Annotated in this window: 25 protein-coding genes and 1 pseudogene; 9 read left to right on the top strand and 17 right to left on the bottom strand. The window is 59.6% G+C overall.

Going from position 1 to position 24,966, the window contains the following annotated elements:
- Positions 1 to 147 precede the first annotated feature (147 nt).
- Together HX824_RS11790 and HX824_RS11785 are read right to left on the bottom strand one after the other, a co-directional pair.
- Positions 148 to 927 (bottom strand): phosphate/phosphite/phosphonate ABC transporter substrate-binding protein, encoded by a 780-nt coding sequence (locus HX824_RS11790; RefSeq protein ID WP_177054566.1) that lies wholly within the window; start codon positions 925 to 927, stop codon positions 148 to 150.
- A gap of 9 nt (positions 928 to 936) precedes the next feature.
- Positions 937 to 1,878: a fatty acid desaturase gene (locus HX824_RS11785; protein ID WP_177054565.1), complete on the bottom strand. Its 942-nt coding sequence runs from the start codon at positions 1,876 to 1,878 to the stop codon at positions 937 to 939.
- A gap of 334 nt (positions 1,879 to 2,212) precedes the next feature.
- On the opposite strand from HX824_RS11785, the gene HX824_RS11780 reads away from it, so the two are divergent.
- The gene (locus HX824_RS11780) at positions 2,213 to 2,650 is read left to right on the top strand and encodes a GNAT family N-acetyltransferase (protein WP_177054564.1); all 438 of its coding nucleotides are present in this window, start codon (positions 2,213 to 2,215) and stop codon (positions 2,648 to 2,650) included.
- Positions 2,651 to 2,710: 60 nt separating this feature from the next.
- On the top strand, positions 2,711 to 3,529 hold the full coding sequence (locus tag HX824_RS11775; RefSeq protein WP_177054563.1) for a class I SAM-dependent methyltransferase: 819 nt from the start codon (positions 2,711 to 2,713) through the stop codon (positions 3,527 to 3,529).
- Between the two features lie 136 nt (positions 3,530 to 3,665).
- Here the strand turns inward: HX824_RS11775 and def are convergent, their stop codons facing one another.
- The 3 genes from def to HX824_RS11760 form a co-directional block, all read right to left on the bottom strand.
- Positions 3,666 to 4,205, bottom strand: coding sequence for a peptide deformylase (def, locus tag HX824_RS11770; protein ID WP_003213049.1), 540 nt, complete (start codon positions 4,203 to 4,205; stop codon positions 3,666 to 3,668).
- 3 nt (positions 4,206 to 4,208) lie between these two features.
- A complete protein-coding gene (locus HX824_RS11765) occupies positions 4,209 to 5,153 on the bottom strand; it encodes a YihY/virulence factor BrkB family protein (protein ID WP_003213047.1) in 945 nt (314 codons plus the stop codon).
- A 181-nt stretch (positions 5,154 to 5,334) separates the two neighbouring features.
- The gene (locus HX824_RS11760) at positions 5,335 to 5,520 is read right to left on the bottom strand and encodes a CsbD family protein (protein WP_003213044.1); all 186 of its coding nucleotides are present in this window, start codon (positions 5,518 to 5,520) and stop codon (positions 5,335 to 5,337) included.
- A gap of 199 nt (positions 5,521 to 5,719) precedes the next feature.
- Between HX824_RS11760 and HX824_RS11755 the strand changes: the two genes are divergently transcribed.
- Positions 5,720 to 6,097, top strand: coding sequence for a hypothetical protein (locus HX824_RS11755; RefSeq protein ID WP_003213043.1), 378 nt, complete (start codon positions 5,720 to 5,722; stop codon positions 6,095 to 6,097).
- 181 nt (positions 6,098 to 6,278) lie between these two features.
- Here the strand turns inward: HX824_RS11755 and fadD1 are convergent, their stop codons facing one another.
- The gene (gene fadD1 / locus HX824_RS11750) at positions 6,279 to 7,970 is read right to left on the bottom strand and encodes a long-chain-fatty-acid--CoA ligase FadD1 (protein WP_003213041.1); all 1,692 of its coding nucleotides are present in this window, start codon (positions 7,968 to 7,970) and stop codon (positions 6,279 to 6,281) included.
- Between the two features lie 394 nt (positions 7,971 to 8,364).
- Complete coding sequence (fadD2, locus tag HX824_RS11745; RefSeq protein WP_003213039.1) at positions 8,365 to 10,053, bottom strand: long-chain-fatty-acid--CoA ligase FadD2; 1,689 nt, start codon at positions 10,051 to 10,053, stop codon at positions 8,365 to 8,367.
- 209 nt (positions 10,054 to 10,262) lie between these two features.
- Here fadD2 and HX824_RS11740 point away from each other — a divergent pair, with 209 nt between their 5' ends.
- Together HX824_RS11740 and HX824_RS11735 are read left to right on the top strand one after the other, a co-directional pair.
- Entirely contained in the window at positions 10,263 to 11,207 is a 945-nt protein-coding gene (locus tag HX824_RS11740; protein ID WP_177054562.1) for an alpha/beta hydrolase, read from the top strand.
- Between the two features lie 58 nt (positions 11,208 to 11,265).
- Complete coding sequence (locus tag HX824_RS11735; protein WP_003213034.1) at positions 11,266 to 11,736, top strand: MaoC family dehydratase; 471 nt, start codon at positions 11,266 to 11,268, stop codon at positions 11,734 to 11,736.
- Positions 11,737 to 11,791: 55 nt separating this feature from the next.
- Here the strand turns inward: HX824_RS11735 and HX824_RS11730 are convergent, their stop codons facing one another.
- Positions 11,792 to 12,259 carry a PA2169 family four-helix-bundle protein gene (locus HX824_RS11730; protein WP_003213033.1) on the bottom strand — a complete coding sequence of 156 codons (468 nt, stop codon included), beginning with the start codon at positions 12,257 to 12,259 and terminating at the stop codon, positions 11,792 to 11,794.
- Between the two features lie 206 nt (positions 12,260 to 12,465).
- On the opposite strand from HX824_RS11730, the gene HX824_RS11725 reads away from it, so the two are divergent.
- The 3 genes and pseudogenes from HX824_RS11725 to HX824_RS32575 form a co-directional block, all read left to right on the top strand.
- The gene (locus HX824_RS11725; RefSeq protein ID WP_003213031.1) at positions 12,466 to 12,702 is read left to right on the top strand and encodes a DUF3820 family protein; all 237 of its coding nucleotides are present in this window, start codon (positions 12,466 to 12,468) and stop codon (positions 12,700 to 12,702) included.
- 12 nt (positions 12,703 to 12,714) lie between these two features.
- Positions 12,715 to 13,896 (top strand): aminotransferase class V-fold PLP-dependent enzyme, encoded by a 1,182-nt coding sequence (locus HX824_RS11720; RefSeq protein WP_177054561.1) that lies wholly within the window; start codon positions 12,715 to 12,717, stop codon positions 13,894 to 13,896.
- A pseudogene (locus HX824_RS32575) lies at positions 13,887 to 13,994 on the top strand (outer membrane lipoprotein carrier protein LolA); the annotation flags it as partial. The gene HX824_RS11720 and the pseudogene HX824_RS32575, both read left to right, overlap by 10 nt.
- 99 nt (positions 13,995 to 14,093) lie before the next feature.
- Here HX824_RS32575 and HX824_RS11715 read toward each other — a convergent pair.
- From HX824_RS11715 to zwf, 3 genes are read right to left on the bottom strand one after another with little or no spacing between them, the layout of a single operon-like run.
- Positions 14,094 to 14,759 carry a bifunctional 4-hydroxy-2-oxoglutarate aldolase/2-dehydro-3-deoxy-phosphogluconate aldolase gene (locus tag HX824_RS11715; RefSeq protein WP_003213027.1) on the bottom strand — a complete coding sequence of 222 codons (666 nt, stop codon included), beginning with the start codon at positions 14,757 to 14,759 and terminating at the stop codon, positions 14,094 to 14,096.
- A gap of 17 nt (positions 14,760 to 14,776) precedes the next feature.
- The gene (pgl, locus tag HX824_RS11710; RefSeq protein ID WP_008431579.1) at positions 14,777 to 15,490 is read right to left on the bottom strand and encodes a 6-phosphogluconolactonase; all 714 of its coding nucleotides are present in this window, start codon (positions 15,488 to 15,490) and stop codon (positions 14,777 to 14,779) included.
- A complete protein-coding gene (gene zwf / locus HX824_RS11705; protein ID WP_003213023.1) occupies positions 15,477 to 16,943 on the bottom strand; it encodes a glucose-6-phosphate dehydrogenase in 1,467 nt (488 codons plus the stop codon). Before zwf ends, pgl begins: the two co-directional genes overlap by 14 nt.
- A 218-nt stretch (positions 16,944 to 17,161) precedes the next feature.
- Here zwf and HX824_RS11700 point away from each other — a divergent pair, with 218 nt between their 5' ends.
- Positions 17,162 to 18,022 (top strand): MurR/RpiR family transcriptional regulator, encoded by an 861-nt coding sequence (locus tag HX824_RS11700; RefSeq protein WP_173406104.1) that lies wholly within the window; start codon positions 17,162 to 17,164, stop codon positions 18,020 to 18,022.
- Positions 18,023 to 18,175: 153 nt separating this feature from the next.
- On the opposite strand, the gene HX824_RS11695 is transcribed toward HX824_RS11700, so the two are convergent.
- The 6 genes from HX824_RS11695 to HX824_RS11670 all read right to left on the bottom strand — a co-directional run bounded on the left by HX824_RS11695 (position 18,176) and on the right by HX824_RS11670 (position 24,936).
- Positions 18,176 to 19,021 carry a D-hexose-6-phosphate mutarotase gene (locus HX824_RS11695; RefSeq protein ID WP_177054560.1) on the bottom strand — a complete coding sequence of 282 codons (846 nt, stop codon included), beginning with the start codon at positions 19,019 to 19,021 and terminating at the stop codon, positions 18,176 to 18,178.
- 178 nt (positions 19,022 to 19,199) lie between these two features.
- Positions 19,200 to 20,546 (bottom strand): carbohydrate porin, encoded by a 1,347-nt coding sequence (locus HX824_RS11690; protein WP_134327217.1) that lies wholly within the window; start codon positions 20,544 to 20,546, stop codon positions 19,200 to 19,202.
- A 105-nt stretch (positions 20,547 to 20,651) separates the two neighbouring features.
- A complete protein-coding gene (locus HX824_RS11685) occupies positions 20,652 to 21,812 on the bottom strand; it encodes an ABC transporter ATP-binding protein (protein WP_017475738.1) in 1,161 nt (386 codons plus the stop codon).
- Between the two features lie 2 nt (positions 21,813 to 21,814).
- Complete coding sequence (locus HX824_RS11680) at positions 21,815 to 22,660, bottom strand: carbohydrate ABC transporter permease (RefSeq protein ID WP_003213012.1); 846 nt, start codon at positions 22,658 to 22,660, stop codon at positions 21,815 to 21,817.
- On the bottom strand, positions 22,653 to 23,561 hold the full coding sequence (locus HX824_RS11675) for a carbohydrate ABC transporter permease (protein ID WP_003213011.1): 909 nt from the start codon (positions 23,559 to 23,561) through the stop codon (positions 22,653 to 22,655). The genes HX824_RS11680 and HX824_RS11675 overlap by 8 nt, the downstream gene beginning before the upstream one ends.
- Before the next feature lie 88 nt (positions 23,562 to 23,649).
- Positions 23,650 to 24,936: an ABC transporter substrate-binding protein gene (locus tag HX824_RS11670; protein ID WP_003213009.1), complete on the bottom strand. Its 1,287-nt coding sequence runs from the start codon at positions 24,934 to 24,936 to the stop codon at positions 23,650 to 23,652.
- Between the last annotated feature and the right edge of the window lie 30 nt (positions 24,937 to 24,966).

The following is a 24,966-nucleotide window of genomic DNA, read 5'->3' as shown; positions in this document are numbered from 1 at the left end:
TTCTTTAATAATATTTAAAAGGTATTTTTATATAACCAATCGCTCACACGCTCTGCGTGGGAATGCCGCCTTGGACGCTCTGCGTCTGCTTTGAAATGGTGATGCAGAGCGTCACAGGATGCATTCCCACGCGGAGCGTGGGAACGATCATTGGAGGCGTGGATAACCCAAGGCTTCCGCCTGCTGCCGGTATTCCAGCAGCACCTGGTAATCCGCTTCGCTGGCGGGCAGCACTTCGTGTACGCCGAGGGTTTGCACCACTTCGGGCAGATCCTGCAAGGCCAGGTTCATGACCTCCCGCAGGTGTTCACTTGAGCCCGGCGCGCTGATGTAAGGCAGCGTCGGGCTGGGCGCGCTGCGGGTGACGATCCGCAGCCCGGCCACTTCCTCTGGCGCAAAACGGGCGAGGTAGTCGTAGGTCACGCTGTCGATGGCGGCAAGGTCGGCGCGGTTTTCCCGCAGCCAGCGCAGGCTTTCGCGATGGGCGCCGCTGATGCCGACTTCGGCAAAGAACCGACCGCCCTGCTGCAGCGGCGCCAGGCGTTCGCGCAGCAGGTTCATGCCGCTGTTGGAGTCATGGCCGTTGATCACGCCGCGGCTGTCTTGGAAGTCGGCCAAGGCAACGCGGGGATTGTCGTCGCGGGTCAGCAGCAGGCTGCAATGCTGGCCGCCGCTGCTGTGGGGCAGTTCGTAGCGCGGGCGGCCAATCACCTGGACTTGCCCGCGCAGCGCGGTCATCAGCGGGTAGCCGCAGGTTTGCGTCAGCAGCAATTGCGGGGCACGCCACAGGCTGCGCAGGTCGAGATGATCAGCCTTGCGGCGGGTCGCGCCCAGGCGCTCAAGGATGCGCGAAAGCCAGCGCTCATTGGCCTGTTGCACCTGCTGCGGCGCCACGTACATCAGCAGTTCGGCGTAGCGGTCACTCATGGTCGTCTCTCAAGCAAAGGGGTGCCGTGGGCTGTCGATGGCCTTGAGCCCGTGACGGCCGATCAACTGGCCGTAACCCTGCACCAGGAACCCGCCGCTGCGCGCCACCCATTGTTCGCGGCGCGCGCGGTACACGGTGGGCAGCAAATACCACGGCAGCTTCGGCAAGTCGTGATGCACCAGGTGCAGGTTGTTGTTGAGGAACAGCCAGGTCCACGGCCAGGCGGCTTCGTTAAGCACCGTGCGCTGTTCCGGTTGTGGGTGCGGGCGATGCTCATAGTAGGAACGGATCGCCGCCACCGACAAGGCCGGCACGCTGACCAGCGCCACGTAGTACCACACCGGCAGCACGCTGTAGTGGGCGATGAAGGTCAGCATCAGCACGGTCACGGTGCCATGGCTCAGCCACATCAGCCACGCCTGGCGCTGGCCTTCGCGCAGGCGCCTGACCTCGTTGCGCGCCAGCTTCCACAGCGCCAGCGGCGAACCCAACAGGAAGCGCCCCAGGACGGTCTTGGTCAGCCAATGCAAGGTGCGCTCGAACAGCGAACTGTCATCCCACTGCCGCTGATTCAGGTAGCGGCTTTCCGGGTCGACACCGGGCACCGTCAGGTCTTCGTCGTTGTGGTGCACCAGGTGGCAGTTGCGGTACAGGGTGTAGGGGTACCAGACGGCAAACGGTGCGTAGCCGAGGAGTTTGTTCAAAGCAGTGAAGCGGGTGGGATGGCCGTGCAGCAGTTCGTGTTGCAGGGACATCCACAGCGTCACGAGCGGGATCAACAGTGCGGTACTCAGCCACAGGCCAAGCCAGCGGCTGGCGAGGATCACGGCAAACCAGCCGGCATAGACGCCGATCAACAGCAGCCAGGTCGGCCACTCGGTGCGGGCGGTAAAGGTCTGGGCCAGGGCTTCGATTTCCCGGCGCTGGGTTTCATCAAGGTAGTTGGACATCGGCAGCTCAGGGCAGGCGTGGCCGACGAAAAAGCCGGCTTCATCCTGCTCTGTGCAATGGGGCGGGAAAATCTTGCAGATCGTTTGGTGCTTAGCTTAGAACTTAATGACCGAACAGGTTGCTGTCGGTTTTCTTGGCCTTTTTCTCGGCGCGTTTTTCATCGGCGGTCTTTGCCGGTTTTTTCTTGTCAGCTTTCTTGGAATTCAGACCTTTGGCCATGATGGGTGCTCCACTTACAGGGGATGTAACACTGGGTATAACACCGATTGCCCAACAGAAGGCGCTTTGCCCGACTTATAATCTGCGCCCCCTGGATTCGCGTGTTTGAAAACCATGCCCGAGTTTCACATCGACCGACTGGCAGAGCCGTTGTGGCCGCTGCTGAACAAGTTCTATCGCAGCCATAACTCACCGATGAAGGCCCTCAAGGGTGGCCAGTTGTGGGTGGCCAGGGGCAGCGAGATTGTCGCGGGCCTGTGCCTGACGCCGGTGGTGGGTGGGCAGTGGTTGACCGGGCTGTTTGTCGACCCGGCGCTGCGTGGCCAGGGGCTGGCGGCGCAATTGATTCGCGCCTCGGTCGCAAGCGTTGAAGGCACGGTGTGGCTGCTGTGCCATCCGGACCTGGAAGGCTTTTATCAACGCCAGGGTTTTACCCAGGACACGTTGCTGCCGCAGTCCTTGTCGGAGCGCCTGGTGCGCTACAAACGCAACAAGCCGATGATCGCCATGGGCTTAGAACCGTTGGTGAGGTCGACCTTCAATAAAGTGTGATCAGCCGTTGTGGGCCCCATGCTAGCCTCGGCGGCACCAGCGGCCCATTACAGGATGATCATGAAAGCGACCCTTGCAGCCTTATCCCTTGCAGCCCTCCTCGCCCCGGCCTTGAGCCAGGCAGCCGAAGCGCCGGTTTCCGCCGAGCAGTATGCAACCGTGCTCGCCGGCAGTTGGCGCGTGCCGGCCAACAGCGCGCGTGATGGGTATCGTCACCCGCAGCAGACCCTGGAGTTCTTTGGCCTGCGGGGCGACCAGACCCTGATCGAAATCACCCCCGGTGGTGGCTGGTACAGCGAGCTGCTGGCGCCGCTGCTCAAGGATAACGGCCACTACATCGCTGCCGTGCAGGCGCCGAACAGCAGTGCCTACGCGCGTACATCAGAAGAAAACCTGAAAAAGAAATTCGCCGCAGACCCGGTGCATTATTCCAAGGCCGGCTTCGCCGAGTTCGACCCCAAGGCTCCGGTGCTGGGCAAGCCTGGCTCGGCCGACACCGTGCTGACCTTTCGCAACGTGCATAACTGGGTGATGGCGGATACGGCGCCGGCGATGTTCGAGGCGTTCTTCAAGGTGTTGAAACCGGGCGGCGTGCTGGGGGTGGTGGATCACCGGGCCAAGGACGGGGCGTCGCTGGAAGACATCAAGCACAGCGGTTACCTGACCACCGCGTATGTGGTGAAACTGGCGACGGATGCGGGGTTCAAGCTTGAGGGGCAGAGCGAGGTGAATGCCAACCCGAAAGATACCAAGGACTACCCGGATGGGGTCTGGACCTTGCCGCCGGCGTTGACGTTGGGGGAAAAGGACAAGGCGAAGTATGTGGCGATTGGTGAGTCGGACCGGATGACGTTGCGGTTTGTGAAGCCCGCAAAATAAGCTGAATGCACGCAGAACAAATGTGGGAGCGGGCTTGCTCGCGAATGCGGTGGATCAGTCTATATCTTCGGTGACTGGCACTCCGCTTTCGCGAGCAAGCCCGCTCCCACAGTTTGAGGTGTGTTTTGCCTGAGGGTTATTCGTCTGCCGTCGGATCCATATCCGGGAACATCACTTCGATAAACCCGAACTTGCTGAAATCGGTAATCCGCGATGGGTACAGCCGGCCGATCAGGTGATCGCACTCGTGCTGTACCACCCGCGCGTGAAAGCCTTCGGCAATCCGCACAATCGGCTCGCCCTTGGGGTCAAACCCTTCGTAGCGAATCTGCTGGTAACGGTCCACTGCCCCACGCAAACCAGGCACCGACAGGCACCCTTCATAACCTTCTTCCAGCACCGGGCTAAGGGGCGTGATCAGCGGGTTGATGAGGATGGTCTGGGGCACGGCGGGCGCGTCCGGGTAGCGTTCGCTGCTCTCGAAACCGAAGATCACCAGTTGCAGGTCCACTCCAATCTGCGGTGCGGCCAGGCCGACGCCGCCGACGTGTTCCATGGTCTGGAACATGTCATCAATCAACTGCCACAGCTCGGGGCTGTCGAACATTTCCGGCGGAACCGGCGGGGCAATACGCAGCAGGCGCTCATCGCCCATTTTCAGGATTTCACGGATCATCGATCAGACTTCATCGGTAGTGGGCTTGAGGGAAGGGTCGCGGCCAAGGCCTGAGACATGCTTTTTTTCGTCGTGCTCGCCAAAGTCCTTTTCACCAGGATCCTTGCCTTCGGCCGACATGTGTTCGATCACCGCGTTCATCTCCGCCCCCAGCAACAGCACGGCAGCCGAGATGTAGAAGTACAACAGCAGCACAATGATCGCGCCGATACTGCCATACATGGCGTTGTAGTCGGCAAAGGTTTTGACGTAGTAGCCAAAACCCAGGGAAGCGACGATCCAGACCACCACCGCCAGCACCGAACCCGGTGTGATGAAGCGAAACTTCTGCTTCACGTCAGGCATCACGTAGTACATCAACGCCACGGAGAACATCAACAGGATGACGATCAGCGGCCAACGCAGGATGGTCCACAGGGTGACCACGAATTCCTGCATGCCGATCTGCCCCGCCAGCCATTCCATCACCTGGGGCCCGAGCACCATCAGGGCGGCGGCGGCCAACAGCATGCCGGCGAAGCCTACGGTGTAGAAAATCGACAGCGGGAAGCGCTTCCAGATCGGTCGGCCTTCCACCACGTCATAGGCGGCATTCATCGCACTCATCATCAGGCGCACACCCGCCGAGGCGGTGTACAGCGCGATCACGATACCCACCGACAACAGGCCACCCTTGGATTGCTGCAACTGGTCGATCACCGGGTTGACCTGCTCCAGGGCCTGGGGCGGCAATACCAGTTCCGATTGCATGCGCAGCCAGGTGAAGAAGTCCGGCAGGTGCAGGAAACCGATCAGGGCAATCAGGAACAGCAGGAAGGGAAACAGCGAGAACAGCATCTGGTAGGCCAGCGCCGAGGCGTACGTAGGCATCTCGTCATCGAGGAACTCTGTGACAGTGCGCACCAGCACTTTGTGCAGGGGCAAGCCTTGTAATACCGGAAAAATCATAGCGTCTCCTTTCGCCGCAAAAAGTTGAGTTCGTGGGCGACTCAGGGGCCGTTTTCTACATCAAGGTAGCTTATTTGGCGACCTTGAAACAATTTCCAAACTTTAATCACTGCAGGTGACACAAAAACGGCCATCCGTGGATGGCCGTCGGGCTGCTGGAGTGCAGGCAGCCAGGTCGGGACTATTTGACCGCTTTCTTTACTGCGTCCTTGGTGTCGCCGACTGCTTTTTGCACTTCACCTTTCTTTTCCTGAACCACGCCTTCAGCCCGCAACTTGTCGTTGCCGGTGACTTTGCCAACACCTTGCTTGATGTTGCCTACGGCTTCGTTCGCCAAACCTTTTGCCTTATCCGATGTGCTACTCATGGTATTTCTCCTGGGAACAATCAAGGATTTTGGTCACTACGTAAACGTTGACCCTTGGCCTTTCCAGAGAGTTTCAATTATTTTTTCAGCGGCATTTCATCGCGCCGTACAGGTTTGGCTTTATGTTTTGCGGCCAACCCACGAGAATGCCGGGCACATCCAGGCGCAAGCGCTGGGTAACAGATCCCGTAGGAAGGTTATGAAACTCAATAAAGCACAGGCCATTGCCCGCAGAAACCAGGAACTGGGCGGTGCCGTACTCGGTGTCAACAACTGCCACTTCACCGACCTGGACCGCAAACGCAACATCTGGTGGTTCGACCTGCCGGTGGGCCGGATTGCCGTGGGCCAGTACGAGTGGATCCACTTGTTGATGCACAACGCCGAGAGCGACCAGTTGCTGCACCTGAAGGTGCCAACGGTGTTTCTGCGCGAGAAGCTGGAAGGCCTGGTGGTGCGCAATGCCGGCAAGCGCAAGCCGGAGATTACCCTGGAGCTGAGTGCCGACAAGGACTCGTTCCTCAAGGACGTACGCCCGGCCGGTGCCGGTGTGAGCTTCGCGCAGTTCGCACTGTAGGAATACGGTAAAACCTGTGGGAGCGGGCTTGCTCGCGAAAGCGGAGTGTCAGTCACCGATATGTCACTGACACTCCGCTTTCGCGAGCAAGCCCGCTCCCACATTTGGATTGCATTCCAAGTGGCCGGATCAGCGTTCAACAAAAAGCCCCGCATCTGCGGGGCTTTTTGTTGGGGCCGATTTACTTCTTCAAACCCAGCTTTTTCAGTTCTTCATCCCGCAGTTCGCGGCGCAGGATCTTGCCCACGTTGGTGGTCGGCAGCGCATCGCGGAATTCCACGGCCTTGGGCACCTTGTAGCCGGTGACGTTGGCGCGCATGTGCTCCATCACCTGGTCTTTGGTCAGGCTGGCACCCGGCTTGACCACGATGAAGATCTTGATGTGTTCCCCGGACTTCTCGTCCGGCACACCAATGGCCGCGCATTGCAGCACGCCCGGCAGGGTCGCCAGCACGTCTTCCAGCTCGTTGGGGTAGACGTTGAAACCGGAGACCAGAATCATGTCCTTCTTGCGGTCGACAATGCGCATGTAGCCATCCGGCTGGATGATCGCGATGTCACCGGTCTTCAGCCAGCCTTCGCTGTCGAGGATCTCGGCGGTGGCGTCTTCGCGCTGCCAGTAGCCCTTCATCACTTGCGGGCCCTTGACGCACAACTCGCCCACTTCACCCAGCGCCAGCTCGACGCCGTCATCGGTGATGACCTTGCACAGGGTCGACGGCACCGGAATGCCGATGGTGCCGATCTGGATGTTCTGGATCGGGTTCACGGTGGCCACCGGGCTGGTTTCGGTCATGCCGTAACCTTCGCAGATGGAGCAGCCGGTGACCGCTTTCCAGCGCTCGGCCGCCGCCAGTTGCAGGGCCATGCCGCCTGACAGGGTGACCTTCAGCGCCGAGAAATCCAGCTTGCGGAAGGCGTCGTTGTTGCACAGGGCAACAAACAGGGTGTTCAGGCCGACAAAGCCGCTGAACTTCCACTTCGACAGTTCCTTGACCATCGCCGACAGGTCGCGCGGGTTGCTGATCAGGATGTTGTGGTTGCCGATCAGCATCATCGCCATGCAATGAAAGGTGAAGGCATAGATGTGGTACAGCGGCAGCGGGGTAATCAGGATCTCGCAACCTTCATTCAGGTTGGAGCCCATCAGCGCCTTGCACTGCAGCATATTGGCGACGAGGTTGCGGTGGGTCAGCATCGCGCCCTTGGCCACGCCCGTGGTGCCGCCGGTGTATTGCAGCACGGCGACTTCGTCGCTGGCGGGGCTGACTTCGTTCACCGGCTGGCCGTGGCCCTTGGCCAATACGTCGTTGAACTTGATCGCCTTGGGCAAGTGATAGGCCGGGACCATCTTCTTCACGTACTTGATGACGCTGTTGATCAGCAGGCGCTTGAGCGGCGGCAACAGGTCGGCGACTTCGGTGACGATCACGTGCCGGACGGAAGTCTTGGGCACGACTTTTTCAGCCAGGTGCGCCATGTTGGCCAGGCAGACCAGGGCCTTGGCACCGGAGTCGTTGAATTGGTGTTCCATTTCCCGCGCGGTGTACAGCGGGTTGGTGTTGACCACGATCAAGCCGGCACGGATGGCACCGAATACGGCGACCGGGTATTGCAGGACGTTGGGCAGTTGCACGGCGATTCGATCACCGGGCTGCAAGTCGGTATGCTGTTGCAGGTAAGCGGCGAAGGCGCCGGACAGTTCGTACAGTTCACCGTAGGTGATTGTCTTGCCCAGGTTGCTGAAAGCCGGTTTGTTGGCGAAGCGTTGGCAGGACTGCTTCAGTACCGCCTGAATATTCGGATACTCGTCTGGATTGATTTCTGCAGCAATCCCGGCGGGGTACTTATCCTTCCAAAAGTCTTCGATCATGGAAGCCCACTCCTCAGCGACGCGAATTCATTCATCGCATTTGATGCGATTATTATTTGTTTGTTTTTGGGTGAGTCTGGCGGTTAAAAGCAGGCCAAGAGGTCACAAAGCGCGCCGAGAGTAGCAGCTTTGCCAAGGGCCGCCTAGAGCCAAAAGAGGCCCCTACGGTCATAAACATGACTCAAGAATATCTAATGGTCATTTTTAGAGCAAAGATTCTATAAGCCAAGAAAGGGCTCTGGAATGGGCTTCTACGCATTTAAACTGAATGAATAAAAACCAAATGTGGGAGCGGGCTTGCTCGCGAAAGCGCAGTGTCAGTCACAGGATATGTCGACTGGTATACCGCTTTCGCGAGCAAGCCCGCTCCCACATTTTTTGACCTTATTTCAAATCAGGCTATGTCGCGCAATTCGCGCCGCAGGATCTTGCCCACCGGCGTCATCGGCAACGACTCACGCAGCACAATATGCTTGGGCACCTTGTAGCCGGTGAAGTTGGCCTTGCAGTAGGTCTTCAGCTCTTCAAGGCTCACGCCTTGGGCACGGGCCACCACAAACAGCTTCACCGCCTCGCCGGTACGCTCGTCCGGTACGCCGATCACCGCGCAGCTGGCCACCGCCGGATGCGCCATCACCACGTCTTCGATCTCGTTGGGGTACACGTTGAACCCCGAGACGATGATCAGATCCTTCTTGCGATCAACGATGCGCACAAAGCCGTCCGGGTCGATCACCGCGATATCGCCGGTCTTGAGCCAGCCTTCGGCGTCCAGGGTCTCGGCAGTGGCCACCGGTTGCTGCCAGTAGCCCTTCATCACTTGCGGGCCCTTGATGCACAGCTCGCCCCGCTCGCCCAGCGGCAGCTCCGCGCCGTTGTCGTCGATGATCTTCATCGCCGTGCCCGGCACCGGAATGCCCACGGTACCCAGCTTCGATTTGCCGCCATAGGGGTTGGTGCTGGCCACCGGTGAGGTTTCGGTCAAGCCGTAGCCTTCACCAATCGCGCAGCCGGTCAGTTGCTGCCAGCGCTCGGCCGTGGCCTTGACCAGTGCGGTGCCGCCGGAGTTGGTGAGCTTGAGGTGGGAGAAATCCAGGCTCTTGAAGTCCGGGTGGTCCATCAAGGCCACAAACAGGGTGTTGAGCCCCAGCAGCCCGGTGAAGCGCCACTTTTTCAGCTCCTTGATAAAGCCGCCGATGTCCCGGGGATTGGTGATCAGTACGTTGTGGTTGCCCGATACCATCATGCACATGCAATTCGCGGTGAAGGCATAGATGTGGTACAGCGGCAGCGGCGCCACCATCACCTCCTGGCCTTCCTTGATCAGCGGATGGCCGTCGTCCCCCAGTTGCGACATGCACGCCCGCACTTGCTGCATGTTGGCCACCAGGTTGCCGTGGGTAAGCATTGCGCCCTTGGCCAGGCCGGTGGTGCCGCCGGTGTATTGCAGCACCGCGATGTCGTCGAGGGTCACCGGGTGGCGGTTGAGTGCCTGGCCGGCGCCCATGCGCAGGGCGCGCTTGAAGGAGATGGCTTGCGGCAGGTTATAGGCCGGGACCATCTTCTTCACCTTGTCGACCACGGTGTTGATCAGCCAGCCCTTGGCGGCAGGCATGAAGTCGCCCATCTTCGCTTCGATCAGGTATTCGATCTCGGTGTCCTTGCTGACTTCTTCAACCCGCGAGCCAAACAGGTTCAGGTACACCAGCGCACGAATGCCGGCATCCTTGAATTGGTGACGCATTTCCCGCGGGGTGTACAACGGGTTGGTGTTGACCACGATCAGCCCGGCGCGCAGGGCGCCGAACACGGCAATCGGATAATGCAGGACGTTGGGCATCTGCACGGCAATGCGGTCACCCGGCTTGAGGTCGGTGTGCCACTGCAGGTAACCGGCGAACGCGGCGCTGCGCCGATCCAGCTCGGCGTAGGTCAGGGTGATCCCCATGTTGCTGAACGCCGGACGATCGGCAAAGGTCTTGCAGGAACGCTCGAAGACTTCGATCACCGATTTATAGGCTGTGAGGTCGATCTCGTTGGGAACCCCGGCTGCGCGTTTGTCATTCCAGAAATCAGGTTGCATTATTCTTGTCCTCTTACCTGAGTGGTCCGGCCGCTTTTGATGTTGCGATGAAAGCGGAGCTTTGGGGACGTTAGCAGCTATGGTCAATCAGGCAAATACAACAAGATGCGTCATTGATTGTGTGAATCTCCCCGCCAAGGCCAGCGCTGATCCAGCGGCCTGCGGTGAATGAGCTATACACTGCAACGACCCTGAGCAAAGGAAGCGCCATGAACCACACCACTTTCTGGCTGACCGCGAATGACCGCAGTCGGGTGTACGTCAACCAGTGGCTGCCGGACGGGCCGCCCAAGGCGCTGATCATGCTGGCCCACGGCATGGCCGAGCACAGTGGCCGCTATGCCCGCCTGGCCCAGGCGTTGTGCGATGCCGGCTACGGCCTGTACGCCCCCGACCAGCGCGGCCACGGGCGTACCGCCGACGAGGGCACCCTGGGGCTGTTCGCCGAGAAAGACGGCTGGAACAAGGTGGTGGGCGACCTGGCGAGCCTCAACCAGCATATCGGCCAGCAGGCGCCGGGGGTGCCGATCATCCTGCTGGGCCACAGCATGGGCAGCTACATTGCCCAGGCGTACCTGCTGCACCACAGCGCGAGCCTTAACGGGGCGATTCTCAGCGGCTCGAATTTCCAGCCGGTGGCGCTGTACGGCGCGGCCAAGGTGATTGCCCATGTCGAACGCCTGCGCCAGGGGTTGCGCGGGCGCAGTGCGCTGATTGATTTCCTGTCATTTGGATCGTTCAACAAGGCGTTCAAACCCAATCGCACCGCTTTCGACTGGCTCAGCCGTGACCCGGCCGAGGTCGACAAGTACGTCAGCGACCCGCTTTGCGGCTTCCGTTGCACCAACCAGCTGTGGATCGACCTGCTGGGCGGCTTGCAGCAAATCAGCAAAGCGTCCAATCTCGCTCAGATAGACCCGGGGCTGCCCATCCTGATAATGGGCGGTGAATGTGATCCGGTCAGTGAAGGCAAGCGTCTCAAAAGTCTGGCCAATGCGTTGCGTGAAGCCGGCTGCCAGCACCTGGAGCTGAGCATTTACCCACAGGCGCGCCACGAATTATTCAACGAAACCAACCGTGATGCGGTCACAGCCGACGTGCTGACGTGGCTGGCCCAGGCAGCAGTGCTGCGCCGCCCTACTCACTGCGAATGATTTTTCGTTTAAAATCAATATATTAAGATTTCTGATTAGCCACAGGATGCACCAACTGATGACCCAGGTTACCAACACGCCTTACGAAGCCCTCGAAGTCGGCCAGACCGCCAGCTACAGCAAGACCGTCGAAGAGCGCGATATCCAGTTGTTCGCGGCAATGTCCGGCGACCACAACCCGGTGCATCTGGACGCCGAATTCGCCAAGGCGACCATGTTCAAGGAGCGCATTGCCCACGGCATGTTCAGCGGCGCCCTGATCAGCGCGGCGGTTGCGTGCGAGTTGCCTGGGCCCGGCACGATATACATCGGCCAGCAAATGACCTTCCAGAAGCCGGTCAAAATCGGCGACACCCTGACCGTGCGTCTGGAAATCCTCGAGAAGCTGCCGAAATTCCGCGTGCGTATCGCCACCCGCGTATTCAACCAGCGCGATGAACTGGTGGTGGATGGCGAAGCCGAGATCCTCGCGCCACGCAAGCAGCAGACCGTGACCCTGACCGAACTGCCGGCCATCAGCATCGGTTGAACGAATGCCCATGAAAAAGCCCCGCATCTGCGGGGCTTTTTTATTCAGGCGGGGCTCAAGACTGAGCGCGAGCCTGGTTACGCAGGGCTTTCACCTGGTCGTGGTTGCGTTGCGCGCCGTGGAACTGACGCTCTACCAGGTCACGAATGCCCAGCAGGTTGTGCTTGTTGATCTTCTCGATCGCTTCTTTGTAAGCCTTCAGTGCGTGGTCTTCACCGCGCTCGGCTTCGTTCAGCACGGCTTCTTCGTCTTTACCGGTCACCATCGACTTCACGTCGACCCAACCACGGTGCAAGGCACCGGCGACGCTGCCGGAATCTTCCGGATCGCCACCCAGTGCTCTTACTGCGGTCTGCAGTTCGGCAGCGGCGGTACCGCAATCAACGGAACGTTTGGCAAACAGGGCTTTGAGTTCTGGGTGCTTGATGTCTTCTGCGCAGGTCTTGAAGCCTTCCTGGCCGTCTTTGCTGGTCTCGATCAGGTCGTTGAGTACGGAGATCGATTCTTTGTTGATATCAGTCATTTTTCAATTCCTTCGCGGGTTAAGAAACGTGTATTAGTAATTGCAGCGCCCGTGCCAGCTTTTGAAAAACAATTTATTACTTAAATTTCAATAAGTTAGCCAATACACAAAAATCTGTATCCGCTTTATTTGCATGATCTGTCATTTGGCCTCCATGCAGAATGCCTGTATTTTCCAAGGCATCGACTCAAACACCTGAAGCCGCAATGAACCCTGAAAAACTTGAACTGCTGATCACCCGCGAAATGCCCTTCGGCAAGTACAAGGGCCGGATCATTGCCGACTTGCCCGGCCCCTACCTGAACTGGTTCGCCCGTGAAGGTTTCCCCCACGGCGAACTGGGCGGGTTGCTGGCCCTGATGCAGGAAATCGACCACAACGGTTTATCCGAACTGCTGGAACCCCTACGCGCCAAGCACGGCAAGCCCGCCCCTCGTCATTAATAGAGCACGCACATGGACAGTACCCGCGACGAACAACACTGGCACGCCATCGCCCAGCGCTACGACCTGGAGCCTGGCCCGATCAACCTCGAAAACGGTTACTTCGGGCGCATGAGCCGCGCGGTACTTGAGCAGTATCAGGACAACGTCGCCTTCATCAACCGCAGCAACTCGATCCATGTGCGCCAGCGTTTCGAGCAGGGCGAAAACGTCGAGATCCGTAACCAGTTGGCGCAGTTGATGGACGCCGATCCTGAAGCCATCGCCCTCACCCGCTGCGCCTCGGATGCGTTGCAGTCGCTGATCCGCAACTACAACCGCTTGCAGCCCGGCGACCAGGTGCTGATCAGCGACCTGGAGTACGACACCGTCAAGGGCGCCATGCGCTGGCTGGCGCAGAATCGCGGCGTAGAAGTGATCGAGATTGCCCACGAACACCCGGCCAGTTTCGACAGCCTGGTGCAGACGTATCGCGATGCGTTCCTGCGCTATCCCCGCCTGAAACTGCTGGCACTGACCTACGTCACTCACCGCACAGGGCTGGTGATGCCGGTGGAGGCGATTGCCGGCGCTGCCAGGGAACATGGAATTGATGTGATCCTCGATGGCGCCCATGCGCTGGGGCAGATCGAGTTCAACCTGGCACAGTTGGGTATCGCGTTTGCCGGTTTCAACCTGCACAAGTGGATCGGTGCGCCGTTGACCCTGGGCTTTATTTATATCGACCCGCAACGGTTGGCGGACATTGATCCGGACATGGGTGAGTTTCACTATCCGGTGACCGATGTACGTGCCCGCACGCCGTACAGCACGCCGAATTTCCCGGCGTTGATGACCTTGCCGCTGGTGTTCGAAGAGCATCGTTTGCTGGGTGGATCCAGAGCCAAGGGCGCCCGCCTTAATTACCTGCGGGATTTGTGGGTGAGTGAGGTGCGGCAGTTGCCGGGAATTGAAGTGCTGACGCCCGACGATCCACGGCTGTATTGCGCGATTACGTCGTTCAAGTTCACTCATCAGCCGGATCAACAGGTGATGGCGGACCGACTGCTCAAGGAATACAACCTCTTCACCACAACCCGCAGCGGGGCTTCGTTCGGCAGTTGTATTCGGGTGACACCAGGCTTTTTGACGTCAGCGGCGGACATTCATGCGCTGATCAAAGCCATCACCGAACTGAGCGCGATATCACTGTAGGAGCGAGCTTGCTCGCGAAGGTCGTTAACGATGACACGGGAAACCTGACACCCAGCGGTGCTCTCGGTTTTTTCGCGAGCAAGCTCGCTCCTACAGTGGGAGTGGGCCATTTTCCGCAGGCAAAAAAAAGCGGCACACCGACCAAGTGCACCGCAAAAATGCCGTAGAACACAGCAACAACGATTCGGTAAATCCAATCAGTCCAGCAGGGCCAGCGCCTCGGCGGTGGTTTCCTGGATGCGTGCCCAGTCGCCGTTCTTGACCCACTCCGGATCAAGCATCCAGCTACCGCCCACGCACATCACATTTTTCAACGCCATGTAGCTCTTGATGTTGGCCGGGCCAACCCCGCCAGTCGGGCAGAATTTCACTTCGCCAAACGGACCGCCCAGGGCCTTGATCGCCGCCACGCCACCGCTGACTTCAGCCGGAAACAGCTTGAAGCGGCGATAACCCAGGCCATAACCTTCCATGATCCCGGAGGCATTGCTGATGCCCGGCAACAGCGGAATCGAGCTGTGTACCGAGGCTTCCAGCAGGTCACGGGTAATCCCGGGAGTGACGATAAATTGCGAACCGGCCACTTCGGCCGCTTCCAGCATATGACGATCCAGCACGGTACCGGCACCGGTGCACAGCTCCGGACGCTGCTCACGCAGTACCTGGATGGCCTTGAGGCCGAACTGCGAACGCAGGGTCACTTCCAGTGCGGTCAAACCACCGGCTGCCAGGGCATCGGCCAGCGGCAGGATGTCCTGTTCGCGGGCAATGGTGATCACCGGCAGGATCCGCGCCTTGGCGCAGAGGCTGTCGATCAAGGCAACTTTGTCCGCCATGGAAACGGTAGGTTGAGGGCTGTTCATCGCGGCTGATCCTTGGCTCATGGGCACCAGTAAATCTCTAGAGTAGGTTGCAAAAACGCGCGTATCGGCATGGCAGCAACGTCGTCACTGGCCAGCGCGGCGCTCAAGGTGGTCAATTTCGAGCTGCCGGAAATCGACAGCACGGTGTAGTGGGCGGTGGCCAGCAGCGCGCGACTCATGGTCAGGCGCTGGTGCGGCACGGTCGGCGCCAGCATCGGCCAGCAACGACGGCTGCCGTCCGGCTTCAACGCTTCAGCCAGGTTCGGGCTGTTGGGGAACAGCGACGCGGTGTGGCCGTCGTCGCCCATGCCCAGTACCAGCACATCAATCGCCGGCAACTCGGCCAGCAGGCGATCGGCCTGCTCGGCAGCGTCGTCAAGGGTGGCGGCGACGCTGTACAGGCTCAGGAACTTGGCCTTGGCCGCCGGGCCTTGCAGCAAATACTTCTTCAACAGGCCGGCATTGCTGTCGGCATGTTCCACCGGCACCCAGCGCTCGTCGGCCAGGGTGATGGTCACCTTGGACCAGTCCAGGCCTTGCTTGGCGAGGTTCTGGAAGAACGCCACCGGGCTGCGGCCGCCGGACACCACCAGGGTCGCTTCGCCACGGGCACTGATGGCCGCGCGCAGTTGTTCGGCCACGTCATTGGCCAAGCCATCCGCCAGCAGCACCGGGTTGCGGTACTCATGGGCAGTCACGCCCTGAGGCAGTTTCAAATCAGATATCGCCATACCAAGACCTCCCGTCCCGCGTGATCAGTGCAATCGAGCTCATTGGCCCCCAGGACCCCGCCGCGTACGGCTTGGGCGCATCACCGGATTTTTTCCACCCGGCGATCAACTGGTCACACCACTTCCACGCAGCTTCGATTTCATCTTTGCGCACAAACAGGTTCTGGTTGCCACGCATTACTTCCAGCAACAGCCGCTCGTAGGCATCGGGAATCCGTGCGCTGCGATAGGTGTCGGAAAAATTCAGTTGCAGCGGGCCGCTGCGCAGTTGCATGCCCTTGTCCAGGCCCTGCTCCTTGGTCATCACGCGCAAGGAAATCCCTTCGTCCGGTTGCAGGCGGATGATCAGTTTGTTGCTGATCTGCAAGCGCTGCTCCGGGGCGAAGATGTAGTGGGACGGTTCCTTGAAGTGGATGACGATCTGCGACAGTTTTTGCGGCATGCGCTTGCCGGTACGCAGGTAGAACGGCACCCCGGCCCAACGCCAGTTACGGATATCGGCACGCAGGGCGACGAAGGTCTCGGTGTCGCTCTGGGTGTTGGAGTTCTCTTCTTCCAGGTAACCCGGTACCGGCTTGCCGGCGCTGTAGCCGGCGATGTATTGGCCACGCACCACCTGGGTGGTCAGGCCGTCCGGGCTGATGGGCGCCAGGGCCTTGAGCACCTTGACCTTCTCGTCCCGAATACTGTCGGCAGACAGGTCGGCCGGCGGGTCCATGGCGATCAGGCACAGCAGCTGCAGCAGGTGGTTCTGGATCATGTCCCGCAGCTGCCCGGCCTTGTCGAAATAGCCCCAGCGACCTTCGATGCCTACTTGCTCGGCCACGGTGATTTCCACGTGGGAGATGTAGTTCTGGTTCCACTGGGTTTCAAACAGGCTGTTGGCAAAACGCAAGGCGATCAGGTTCTGGACGGTCTCTTTGCCCAGGTAGTGGTCGATGCGGTAGGTGCGGTTTTCCGGGAAGAACTGCGCCACGGCGTCGTTGACCTTGCGCGAGGAATCCAGGTCCGAGCCGATGGGTTTTTCCAGGACCACGCGGGTATTTTCCGCCAGGCCGACCTTGGACAGGTTCTCGCAGATCGCGCCATACACCGCCGCCGGGGTAGCGAAGTAGGCGATCAGGCGTTGTTCGGTGCCGGCGTTCTCTGCCAGGGCGACGTAGTCATCGGCCTTCAGGAAGTCGACATGCAGGTACGTCAGGCGGGCCAGGAAACGCTGGGCGACGGTTTCGTCCAGTTCCTTGCCAACGTAACCACGCAATTCTTTTTCAATGTGGGCCAGGTGCTGTTGCTCGGAACCGGCCTCACGGGCCAGGGCCAGGATGCGCGTGTCTTCGTGCAGCAGGCCCGCACCATCGAGTTGATAGAGGGCAGGAAATAACTTGCGCAGCGCCAGATCACCCAAGGCGCCAAACAGGGCAAAGGTGCAGGGTTCTACGGTTATCGAAGGCATGATGTTTGTTCTTTTATCAAGTTAAGCTACAAATACCTTTTTTTAAGGCATCACTCAAGGAAAAATGTAGTAATAACCACAACATTTTCCCGAAAAACGTATTCCGAGTGGTGGTGTTCAACTACCCTCAGTAGGATAGGCCACCGCAAAGGGCCGCTCGTCGATTGGTTGACGACCCTTATTTGCATCGTCGCCCTAAGGAAACATGAATGGACCGCGTGCGAAATCTACTGGAACAGATCCAGAAACGCCTCGAAGAACTGAACAAGGCTGAACGTAAAGTCGCCGAGGTCATCCTGCTCAACCCGCAGCAGGCGACCCGCTTCTCTATCGCCGCCCTCGCCCAGGCCGCTTCGGTCAGCGAACCTACAGTGAACCGCTTCTGCCGCTCGTTCGGCGTGAGTGGTTACCCTGAACTTAAATTGCAGCTGGCGCAAAGCCTGGCCAGTGGCGCGGCGTATGTCAGCCGCGCGGTGGAGGCCGATGATAACCCGGAGGCCTACACCCAGAAGATCTTCGGCAGTGCCATCGCGTCCCTCGACAGCGCCTGCCAGGCCCTGGACCCGAACCTGATCAGCAAGGCCGTCGACCTGCTGATCCAGGCTCGGCAGATCCACTTCTTCGGCCTGGGTGCTTCGGCGCCGGTGGCCATGGACGCGCTGCACAAGTTTTTCCGTTTCAACCTGTCGGTCACGGCCCACGCCGATGTGCTGATGCAGCGGATGATCGCCTCGGTGGCCCACACCGGGGAGTTGTTCGTGATCATTTCCTACACCGGGCGTACCCGTGAACTGGTGGAAGTAGCACGTATTGCGCGGGAAAACGGCGCCTCGGTGCTGGGCGTGACCGCCGAAAATTCGCCGCTGGCCAAGGCCAGTACGGTGAGCCTGAACATTCCGTTGCCGGAAGACACCGACATCTACATGCCGATGACCTCGCGGATCATTCAGTTGACGGTGCTGGATGTACTGGCGACGGGCATGACCTTGCGTCGCGGAGTGGATTTCCAGCCGCACTTGCGCAAGATCAAAGAGAGCTTGAACGACAGCCGGTATCCGGTTGGGGATGAATTCAACTAGGCCCGAATCAGGCCCGAATCTACTGTGAATGTGCCGGCCTCTTCGCGAGCAAGCCCGCTCCCACATTCGACTGCATTCCAAAAGTGGAACTCGGTCTAATGTGGGAGCGGGCTTGCTCGCGAAAGCGGCATCAGCAACACCGGAACATCCGGATCAAGCCCCCGCCCTCGCCTGCAAACTCAAATGCGCCCGCTCCCCCGGCGCCAGGCTCGCAGCAGCCATCGCCGACTCCACACACACAAACCCCGCAGCCTCGTTGAAGCTCACCCCCAGCAACGGTCGACTCCCCGGGTGCCACACCACCGTGTCGGCACTCTCGCCGGTGTCGATGCACAATTCGCGCTGCCAGGCATGGTCCTTGAGGTGCAGTTCGCCGTCGTGCTGGAACACCCGCTGACACCCACCATCGACACGCAACTCACCTTCCTGCTGGCACGCCTGGCGATTCAGCTGGTCGTAGCCCTGCGCGCCATCGAGCCCAGACAGCGCTATCTCACCAACATTGCCAATCCGCCAATAAGCGTGCAAAGCATGGCTCAATTGGCACGGCAGCTCGTCCTGGTGCTCGGTGGCCAGGCGCAGCTCCAGGGTTTCCCCCAGGTGTGCATGCAGGTCCACCTGCCAGTCGCATAGCTGCAATTGCCAGTGCAAACGCACGCCGGCGTCGCCGGTGCTGCTGTCCAGCAATTTCCAGTCGATCAGCCGTGCCCAGCCATGGGACGGCCAGGCGTTTTCGCTGGGATGGCGGCCATACCACGGCCAACACACAGGCACGCCGCCACGGATGGCGCCGACCTGCGGCCACTTGGCCGCGCACCACAGCCAGGGCTTCTGACCCGTGGGCTGAAAGTGCAGCAATTGCGCGCCCTGGCGACTGAACACCGCCTGGCAGAGCGGGTGATCAATCACCAGCACATCGCGCATCTGAAAGCGTTCCCAGGCGAATACCGGCCGCTCGCGCAAGGATTTGAAAAAGCGTTGCAGCGGATGCTCATGCATGTGCCACGGTCCTGAATATCTTTGCAGGCGCTGGCTTGCCTGCGATGGCATCGCCTCGGTGTGGCAGATACACCGCGGGGCGCGCATCGCAGGCAAGCCAGCTCCCACACAAAAAAAAGCGGATAGCCATGGCTACCCGCAAAATGCGCACAGAGAGAAGGAGCTTATCGCAACAACGTTAGAACGTAGACTGAATTTTCAGGCCCGCTACCACCGCGTTGTCGACTTGCTTAACACCACCTGGGTTGGCGATGTATTGCAGGTTGGGACGCACGGTCAGCCAGTTGGTGACGTGGATGCCGTAGTTCAGTTCGACGTTGTATTCGGTGTTGCGCAGCGGCGCGTAACCCGCTTCGCTGTAATCGGTGAAACCGTTGGCCTCGTTATACAGCTCGGCGTTTTTCTTCACGTCGCTGTTGGCATGGATACGGGACACACCGATACCCACGTCATCCTTGGTACGGGCGTCGAATGGGCCTTTGTACACAAGCATCACCGACTGGTAGTTGTCGACCAGGTTGGTGTCTTTGTCGTGGAAGGTGGCGTTGGCCGCGATGTTCAAGCCGCGGGAAGCGTCGCCATTGTGGGTAGTGAGTTGCTGTTGCACGACGCCCCAATAGCCGGTTTTGCTGCTGCGCACACGGTAGGCTGCCCCAGTGGTGGCTGCATCGTTGCCATTGACATCTTTAAGTACGTCGTTGGCGTCCGCGGCGCTCTTGTAGTAACCCACACGGTATTCACCCGGCAGGCCATTGACCTTAGGCGACCAGACCAACTCCACCGGAATCACGGTGCCCTTGGTGCCGCTGCCGCTGAGCTTGAAGCCGTTGCCGTGCTCCAGTTGCGACGGGTTCTGGTTGTATGCACCGATTTGCGCATACAGTTCAGGCGTGATGTTGTACTTCACGCGAATAGCCGCCTGGGCGACTGGCCAGTTGTACCAGGTGTTTACATAGTTACCGACCTGGGAGCCGCAGAACGACAGGTTCTGGAAGTCGCACGGGAAGGTGTTGAAGTCTTCGCCTTCACCGAAGTAACCGAGCTTCACGTCCAGCTTGTTGTCGAACATCTGGTGCTGAACCCAGAACTGGGTCAGACGCACCATGTGGCCTCGGCCGTCGACTTCTTGAGACGAACTCAAGGTGCCGGCACGCGGGTCACCGATACGGTCGTTGGAGATGTTTGCGCCATTACGATTGGTCAACTGGATCTTGGCCTGGGTGTTGTCCCAGCCCCACAGCTTTTGCAGGTCCAGTGCCACGCCCAGACCGAACTGGTCAGCGTAACGGGCAGTCTTGTCGTTGTTGTAGCCGCCGCCAAGGTTGCCACCGACTTCACCGACGTAATCCGCCTTGATGTCGATACCTTGCTCGATCAGTTTGGTACGTTCGCCGCCCCAATCACCGGTCATCCACTTGGAGTCGGCGCTGAACGCGTCGTCCGCCATCGCATTGGCGGACAGTACCAGGGCTGCTGCTGCTGACAGTTGGCAGAACAACCGGGTGTTGTTGTGGTGCTTTTTCATCCCTACATCCTCGTCTTTATTGTTATTAACTGTTTTTATCTAACGCGGTTTACTTCTTTGTGAGAGCAGGACTCTCACAAAAGCCCCTACACATCATTTGAAACTTCAGCGTCCCTTGAATTGAGCGACGTTGTCGGCACGGTCCTGGGCAGGCAACGAAGCGGCAGTGCCCAGGCGCTCGCCGGTCTTGGCGTCGAACAGCAACACCTTGGCCGGGTCGAACTGCAAGGTCAGGGTCTCGCCCACTTGCGGCGCCACATCGGGCGCCAGGCGGCAGCAGACCTTGGTGTCATTGATTTGCACGAACACCAGGGTGTCCGGACCGGTCGGCTCGGTGACTTGCACCTCGGCCCGAATGGTCGGCGCGCCGGTGGCTTCGGCGGCGGCCAGCACGATCTGCTCCGGGCGCAGGCCCAGGATCACTTCGCGGTCTTCAAGACCGGCATCGTTCATGTTCAACGGCAATTCACAGCGGGCCTGGCCGCTGTCCAGCAGCGCCACCAGGCGGCCGTCCTTGCGTTGCAGGCGCAGTGGAATGAAGTTCATCGGCGGCGAACCGATGAAGCTCGCCACGAACAGATTGGCCGGGTCGTTGTAGATCTCTTTCGGCGTGCCGAACTGCTGGATGATGCCGTCCTTCATGACCGCCACTTTGTCGCCCAGGGTCATCGCTTCGATCTGATCGTGGGTGACGTAGACGGTGGTGGTTTTCAGACGCTGGTGCATCAGTTTCATTTCGGTACGCATCTCGACCCGCAGCTTGGCGTCGAGGTTGGACAGCGGTTCGTCGAACAGGTAGATCTTCGGGCGACGCGCCAGTGCCCGGCCCATGGCCACACGTTGTTGCTGGCCACCGGAGAGCTGGCCCGGCTTGCGATTGAGCAGGTGCTCGATCTGCAGCAGCTTGGCCACTCGCGCCACTTCTTCATCGATCGCCGCCTGGGGCATCTTGCGAATCTTCAGGCCGAATTCGATGTTCTCGCGCACGCTCATGGTCGGGTACAGCGCGTAGGACTGGAACACCATGGCGATGTCACGATCCTTGGGGCTCATGCCGCTGACGTCCTGGTCGCCGATCATGATCGCGCCACCGGTGATGTTTTCCAGGCCGGCAATGCAATTCATCAAGGTCGATTTGCCGCAACCCGAAGGGCCGACCAGGATCAGGAACTCACCTTCCTTGATCGACAGTTCGATGTTCTTCAGGGTGTCCGGCAGACCGGTACCGTAGGTCTTGTTTACGTTACGAAGTTCGAGCGTTGCCATGATTACCCCTTGACCGCGCCGGCCGTCAGGCCGCGCACGAAATACTTGCCTGCGACCACATAGACCAGCAGGGTCGGCAGCCCGGCGATCATCGCCGCCGCCATATCAACGTTATATTCCTTGACCCCGGTACTGGTGTTGACCAGGTTGTTCAGCGCCACCGTGATGGGCTGCGAATCACCGCTGGAGAACACCACGCCGAACAGGAAGTCGTTCCAGATCTGCGTGAACTGCCAGATCAGGCACACCATGATGATGGGTGTCGACATCGGCAGGATGATCAGGCGGAAGATCGTGAAGAACCCCGCGCCATCCAGGCGAGCCGCCTTCACCAGTGCATCGGGAATGCTGACGTAGTAGTTACGGAAGAACAGTGTAGTAAACGCCAGTCCGTAGACGATGTGCACGAACACCAGGCCCGTGGTGGTACTGGCCAGGCCCATCTTGCCGAGGGTGAACGAGGCTGGCAGCAGCACGGTCTGGAACGGCAGGAAGCAGCCGAACAGCAACAGGCCGAAGAACAACTGCGAACCACGGAAGCGCCACATCGACAGCACGTAGCCGTTCAACGCACCGATGGCGGTGGAGATCAGTACCGCCGGAACGGTGATCTTGATCGAGTTCCAGAAGTAGCCGTCAACCGTGGCCCAGGCTTTCACCCAGCCGATGCCGGTGATCACGGTGGGCCAGCTCAGCAGGTTGCCGGTGCTGATGTCTTCCGGGGTCTTGAAGCTGGTGAGCAACATGACCACCAACGGCACCAGGTACAGCAGGACAGCGAGAATCAGCACCGCGTAGATCGCGACGCGGCTCAGGCTGATGGCAGGTTTGCCAGCAAGACTAGTCATTGCGCTTGGTCCTCAGCTCGGAGTACAGGTAAGGCACGATGATTGCGAGAATCGCACCGAGCATCAGAATCGCACTGGCCGAACCCATGCCCATCTGGCCGCGGCTGAAGGTGAAGGAGTACATGAACATCGCTGGCAGGTCGGAGGAGTAACCCGGACCACCCGCCGTCATGGCCGCCACCAGGTCGAAGCTCTTGATCGCGATATGCGCCAGGATCATTACCGCACTGAAGAACACCGGGCGCAGGCTTGGCAGCACCACTTTCCAGTAGATGCGCGGCATGCTCGCGCCGTCGATCTGCGCCGCACGGATGATCGATTGATCAACACCGCGCAGGCCGGCGAGGAACATCGCCATGATGAAGCCCGAGGCTTGCCACACAGCAGCGATCACCAGGCAATACACCACACGGTCCGGGTCGATCAGCCAGTCCAGGCGAAAGCCTTCCCAGCCCCAGTCACGCAGCAGTTTGTCCAGGCCCATGCCTGGGTTGAGCAGCCATTTCCAGGCGGTACCGGTGACGATCATCGAGAGCGCCATCGGGTACAGGTAAATGGTGCGGATAAAACCTTCGCGACGGATTTTCTGGTCGAGGAAAATCGCCAGGGTCACGCCGATCACCAGGGTGATGCCGATGAACATGCCACCGAACACCGCGAGGTTCTTGCTCGCGACCCACCAGCGGTCGTTGTCGAACAAGCGCACGTATTGCGCCAGACCTACGAATTTGTAGGTCGGCAGGAAAGTCGAGTTAGTGAACGACAGCACGAACGTCCACAGGATGTAGCCATAGAAGCCCACCAGAACGATGAACATGCTCGGCGCCAGCACCAGTTTGGGTAGCCAGCGCTGCAGTGCATCGAACGGCGAGGCTTTGCTGAACACAGCAACAGAACTCATGGGAAAATCCAGTACAGGGAAAAAGGACTACAGGAACATGCCTTGTGGGGGTTAGGGGTCCCCCCACAAGGCCATTCGGTACTAACCGTTACTTGGCCGACTTGATCGCTGCCGCGAGTTTCTTCGCGGTATCGGCAGGGTCAGCTTTCGGGTCATTGATGTAGTTGGTCACGACATCAAAGAACGCGCCTTGTACCGCCAGCGTGGTTGCCATGTTGTGGGCCATGCTTGGTTGCAGGCCGCCAGTCTTGGCATCCGCCAGGAAGTCCTTGGCAGCAGTCTGGGCGCAGGAGTCGAAGCCGTATTTGCCCATGTCTTGCAACATGTCGATACGAACCGGGATCGAGCCCTTGTTGATGCTGAAGACTTTCTGGAAGTTTTCGCTCAGCACGACCTTGGCGATGTCCTGCTGACCGGCAGCAGTGCCTTTGTCTTTCTGCTTGAAGGCTGCGAGGGAGTCGATGTTGTAGGTGAAGGCCTTGTCGGTGCCCGGGAAGGCTACGCACTCGTAGTCTTTGCCGGCGACTTTCTTGGCGGCGGTCCATTCACTCTTGGCCCAGTCACCCATGATCTGCATGCCGGCCTTGCCGTTGATGACCTTGGCGGCTTCCAGGTTCCAGTCCTGGCCTTTGCCGTCGGCGTCCATGTAGGTCGCGACTTTCTTCAGCTCGGTCAGGGACTTGATCATTTCAGGGCCGGTCAGGGCTTTTTCGTCGAGGTCGACCAGGGCTTTCTTGTAACCGTCAGCCCCCATGACCGAGAGCACGACCGCTTCGAAGACGGTGCTGTCCTGCCAAGGCTGGCCGCCGTGGGCGAGCGGAATGAAGCCCGCGGCCTTGAGCTTGTCGCCCGCTGCGTAGAATTCTTCGAGAGTGGTCGGGTTCTTGGTGATACCGGCTTTCTTGAACACTTCCGGGTTGATCCACAGCCAGTTCACGCGGTGAATGTTCACCGGCACGGCCACGTAGTTACCTTCGTACTTCACGGTATCGGAGACTTTCTTGTCCAGCAGGCTATCCCACTTCTCTTCTTTGGCGGGTTCCTTCAGGACGTCGGTGTCGAGCAGCCCGGTGGACGCCCATTCCTGGATGTCGGGGCCTTTGATCTGGGCCATGCCTGGCGGGTTGCCAGCAACGGCGCGGCTTTTCAGTACGGTCATGGCAGTGGAACCGCCACCGCCGGCGACGGCACCGTCTTTCCAGGTGAAACCGTCTTTTTCAACTTGGGCCTTCAGGACATCTACTGCCGCTTTCTCGCCACCCGAGGTCCACCAATGCACAACTTCAACCGTCCCTTTCGAGTCGGCGGCAAAAGCACTGAGGGGAAACAACGAGGCAACGGAAATAGCTACGGCGAGGCGACTGATCGCTTTCATCTGAGTACCTTTTTTCTTGTTGTTATGCAT

The organism is Pseudomonas sp. D4002 (assembly GCF_013385665.1).
GTDB lineage: Bacteria > Pseudomonadota > Gammaproteobacteria > Pseudomonadales > Pseudomonadaceae > Aquipseudomonas.
This window is presented reverse-complemented; position numbering and strand designations above follow the sequence as displayed.

Coding starts and splice junctions, on each gene's coding strand:
- HX824_RS11790 (WP_177054566.1), bottom strand. CDS start 927: ATGAGTGACCGCTACGCCGAACTGCTGATGTACGTGGCGCCGCAGCAG.
- HX824_RS11785 (WP_177054565.1), bottom strand. CDS start 1,878: ATGTCCAACTACCTTGATGAAACCCAGCGCCGGGAAATCGAAGCCCTG.
- HX824_RS11780 (WP_177054564.1), top strand. CDS start 2,213: ATGCCCGAGTTTCACATCGACCGACTGGCAGAGCCGTTGTGGCCGCTG.
- HX824_RS11775 (WP_177054563.1), top strand. CDS start 2,711: ATGAAAGCGACCCTTGCAGCCTTATCCCTTGCAGCCCTCCTCGCCCCG.
- def (WP_003213049.1), bottom strand. CDS start 4,205: ATGATCCGTGAAATCCTGAAAATGGGCGATGAGCGCCTGCTGCGTATT.
- HX824_RS11765 (WP_003213047.1), bottom strand. CDS start 5,153: ATGATTTTTCCGGTATTACAAGGCTTGCCCCTGCACAAAGTGCTGGTG.
- HX824_RS11760 (WP_003213044.1), bottom strand. CDS start 5,520: ATGAGTAGCACATCGGATAAGGCAAAAGGTTTGGCGAACGAAGCCGTA.
- HX824_RS11755 (WP_003213043.1), top strand. CDS start 5,720: ATGAAACTCAATAAAGCACAGGCCATTGCCCGCAGAAACCAGGAACTG.
- fadD1 (WP_003213041.1), bottom strand. CDS start 7,970: ATGATCGAAGACTTTTGGAAGGATAAGTACCCCGCCGGGATTGCTGCA.
- fadD2 (WP_003213039.1), bottom strand. CDS start 10,053: ATGCAACCTGATTTCTGGAATGACAAACGCGCAGCCGGGGTTCCCAAC.
- HX824_RS11740 (WP_177054562.1), top strand. CDS start 10,263: ATGAACCACACCACTTTCTGGCTGACCGCGAATGACCGCAGTCGGGTG.
- HX824_RS11735 (WP_003213034.1), top strand. CDS start 11,266: ATGACCCAGGTTACCAACACGCCTTACGAAGCCCTCGAAGTCGGCCAG.
- HX824_RS11730 (WP_003213033.1), bottom strand. CDS start 12,259: ATGACTGATATCAACAAAGAATCGATCTCCGTACTCAACGACCTGATC.
- HX824_RS11725 (WP_003213031.1), top strand. CDS start 12,466: ATGAACCCTGAAAAACTTGAACTGCTGATCACCCGCGAAATGCCCTTC.
- HX824_RS11720 (WP_177054561.1), top strand. CDS start 12,715: ATGGACAGTACCCGCGACGAACAACACTGGCACGCCATCGCCCAGCGC.
- HX824_RS11715 (WP_003213027.1), bottom strand. CDS start 14,759: ATGAACAGCCCTCAACCTACCGTTTCCATGGCGGACAAAGTTGCCTTG.
- pgl (WP_008431579.1), bottom strand. CDS start 15,490: ATGGCGATATCTGATTTGAAACTGCCTCAGGGCGTGACTGCCCATGAG.
- zwf (WP_003213023.1), bottom strand. CDS start 16,943: ATGCCTTCGATAACCGTAGAACCCTGCACCTTTGCCCTGTTTGGCGCC.
- HX824_RS11695 (WP_177054560.1), bottom strand. CDS start 19,021: ATGCATGAGCATCCGCTGCAACGCTTTTTCAAATCCTTGCGCGAGCGG.
- HX824_RS11690 (WP_134327217.1), bottom strand. CDS start 20,546: ATGAAAAAGCACCACAACAACACCCGGTTGTTCTGCCAACTGTCAGCA.
- HX824_RS11685 (WP_017475738.1), bottom strand. CDS start 21,812: ATGGCAACGCTCGAACTTCGTAACGTAAACAAGACCTACGGTACCGGT.
- HX824_RS11680 (WP_003213012.1), bottom strand. CDS start 22,660: ATGACTAGTCTTGCTGGCAAACCTGCCATCAGCCTGAGCCGCGTCGCG.
- HX824_RS11675 (WP_003213011.1), bottom strand. CDS start 23,561: ATGAGTTCTGTTGCTGTGTTCAGCAAAGCCTCGCCGTTCGATGCACTG.
- HX824_RS11670 (WP_003213009.1), bottom strand. CDS start 24,936: ATGAAAGCGATCAGTCGCCTCGCCGTAGCTATTTCCGTTGCCTCGTTG.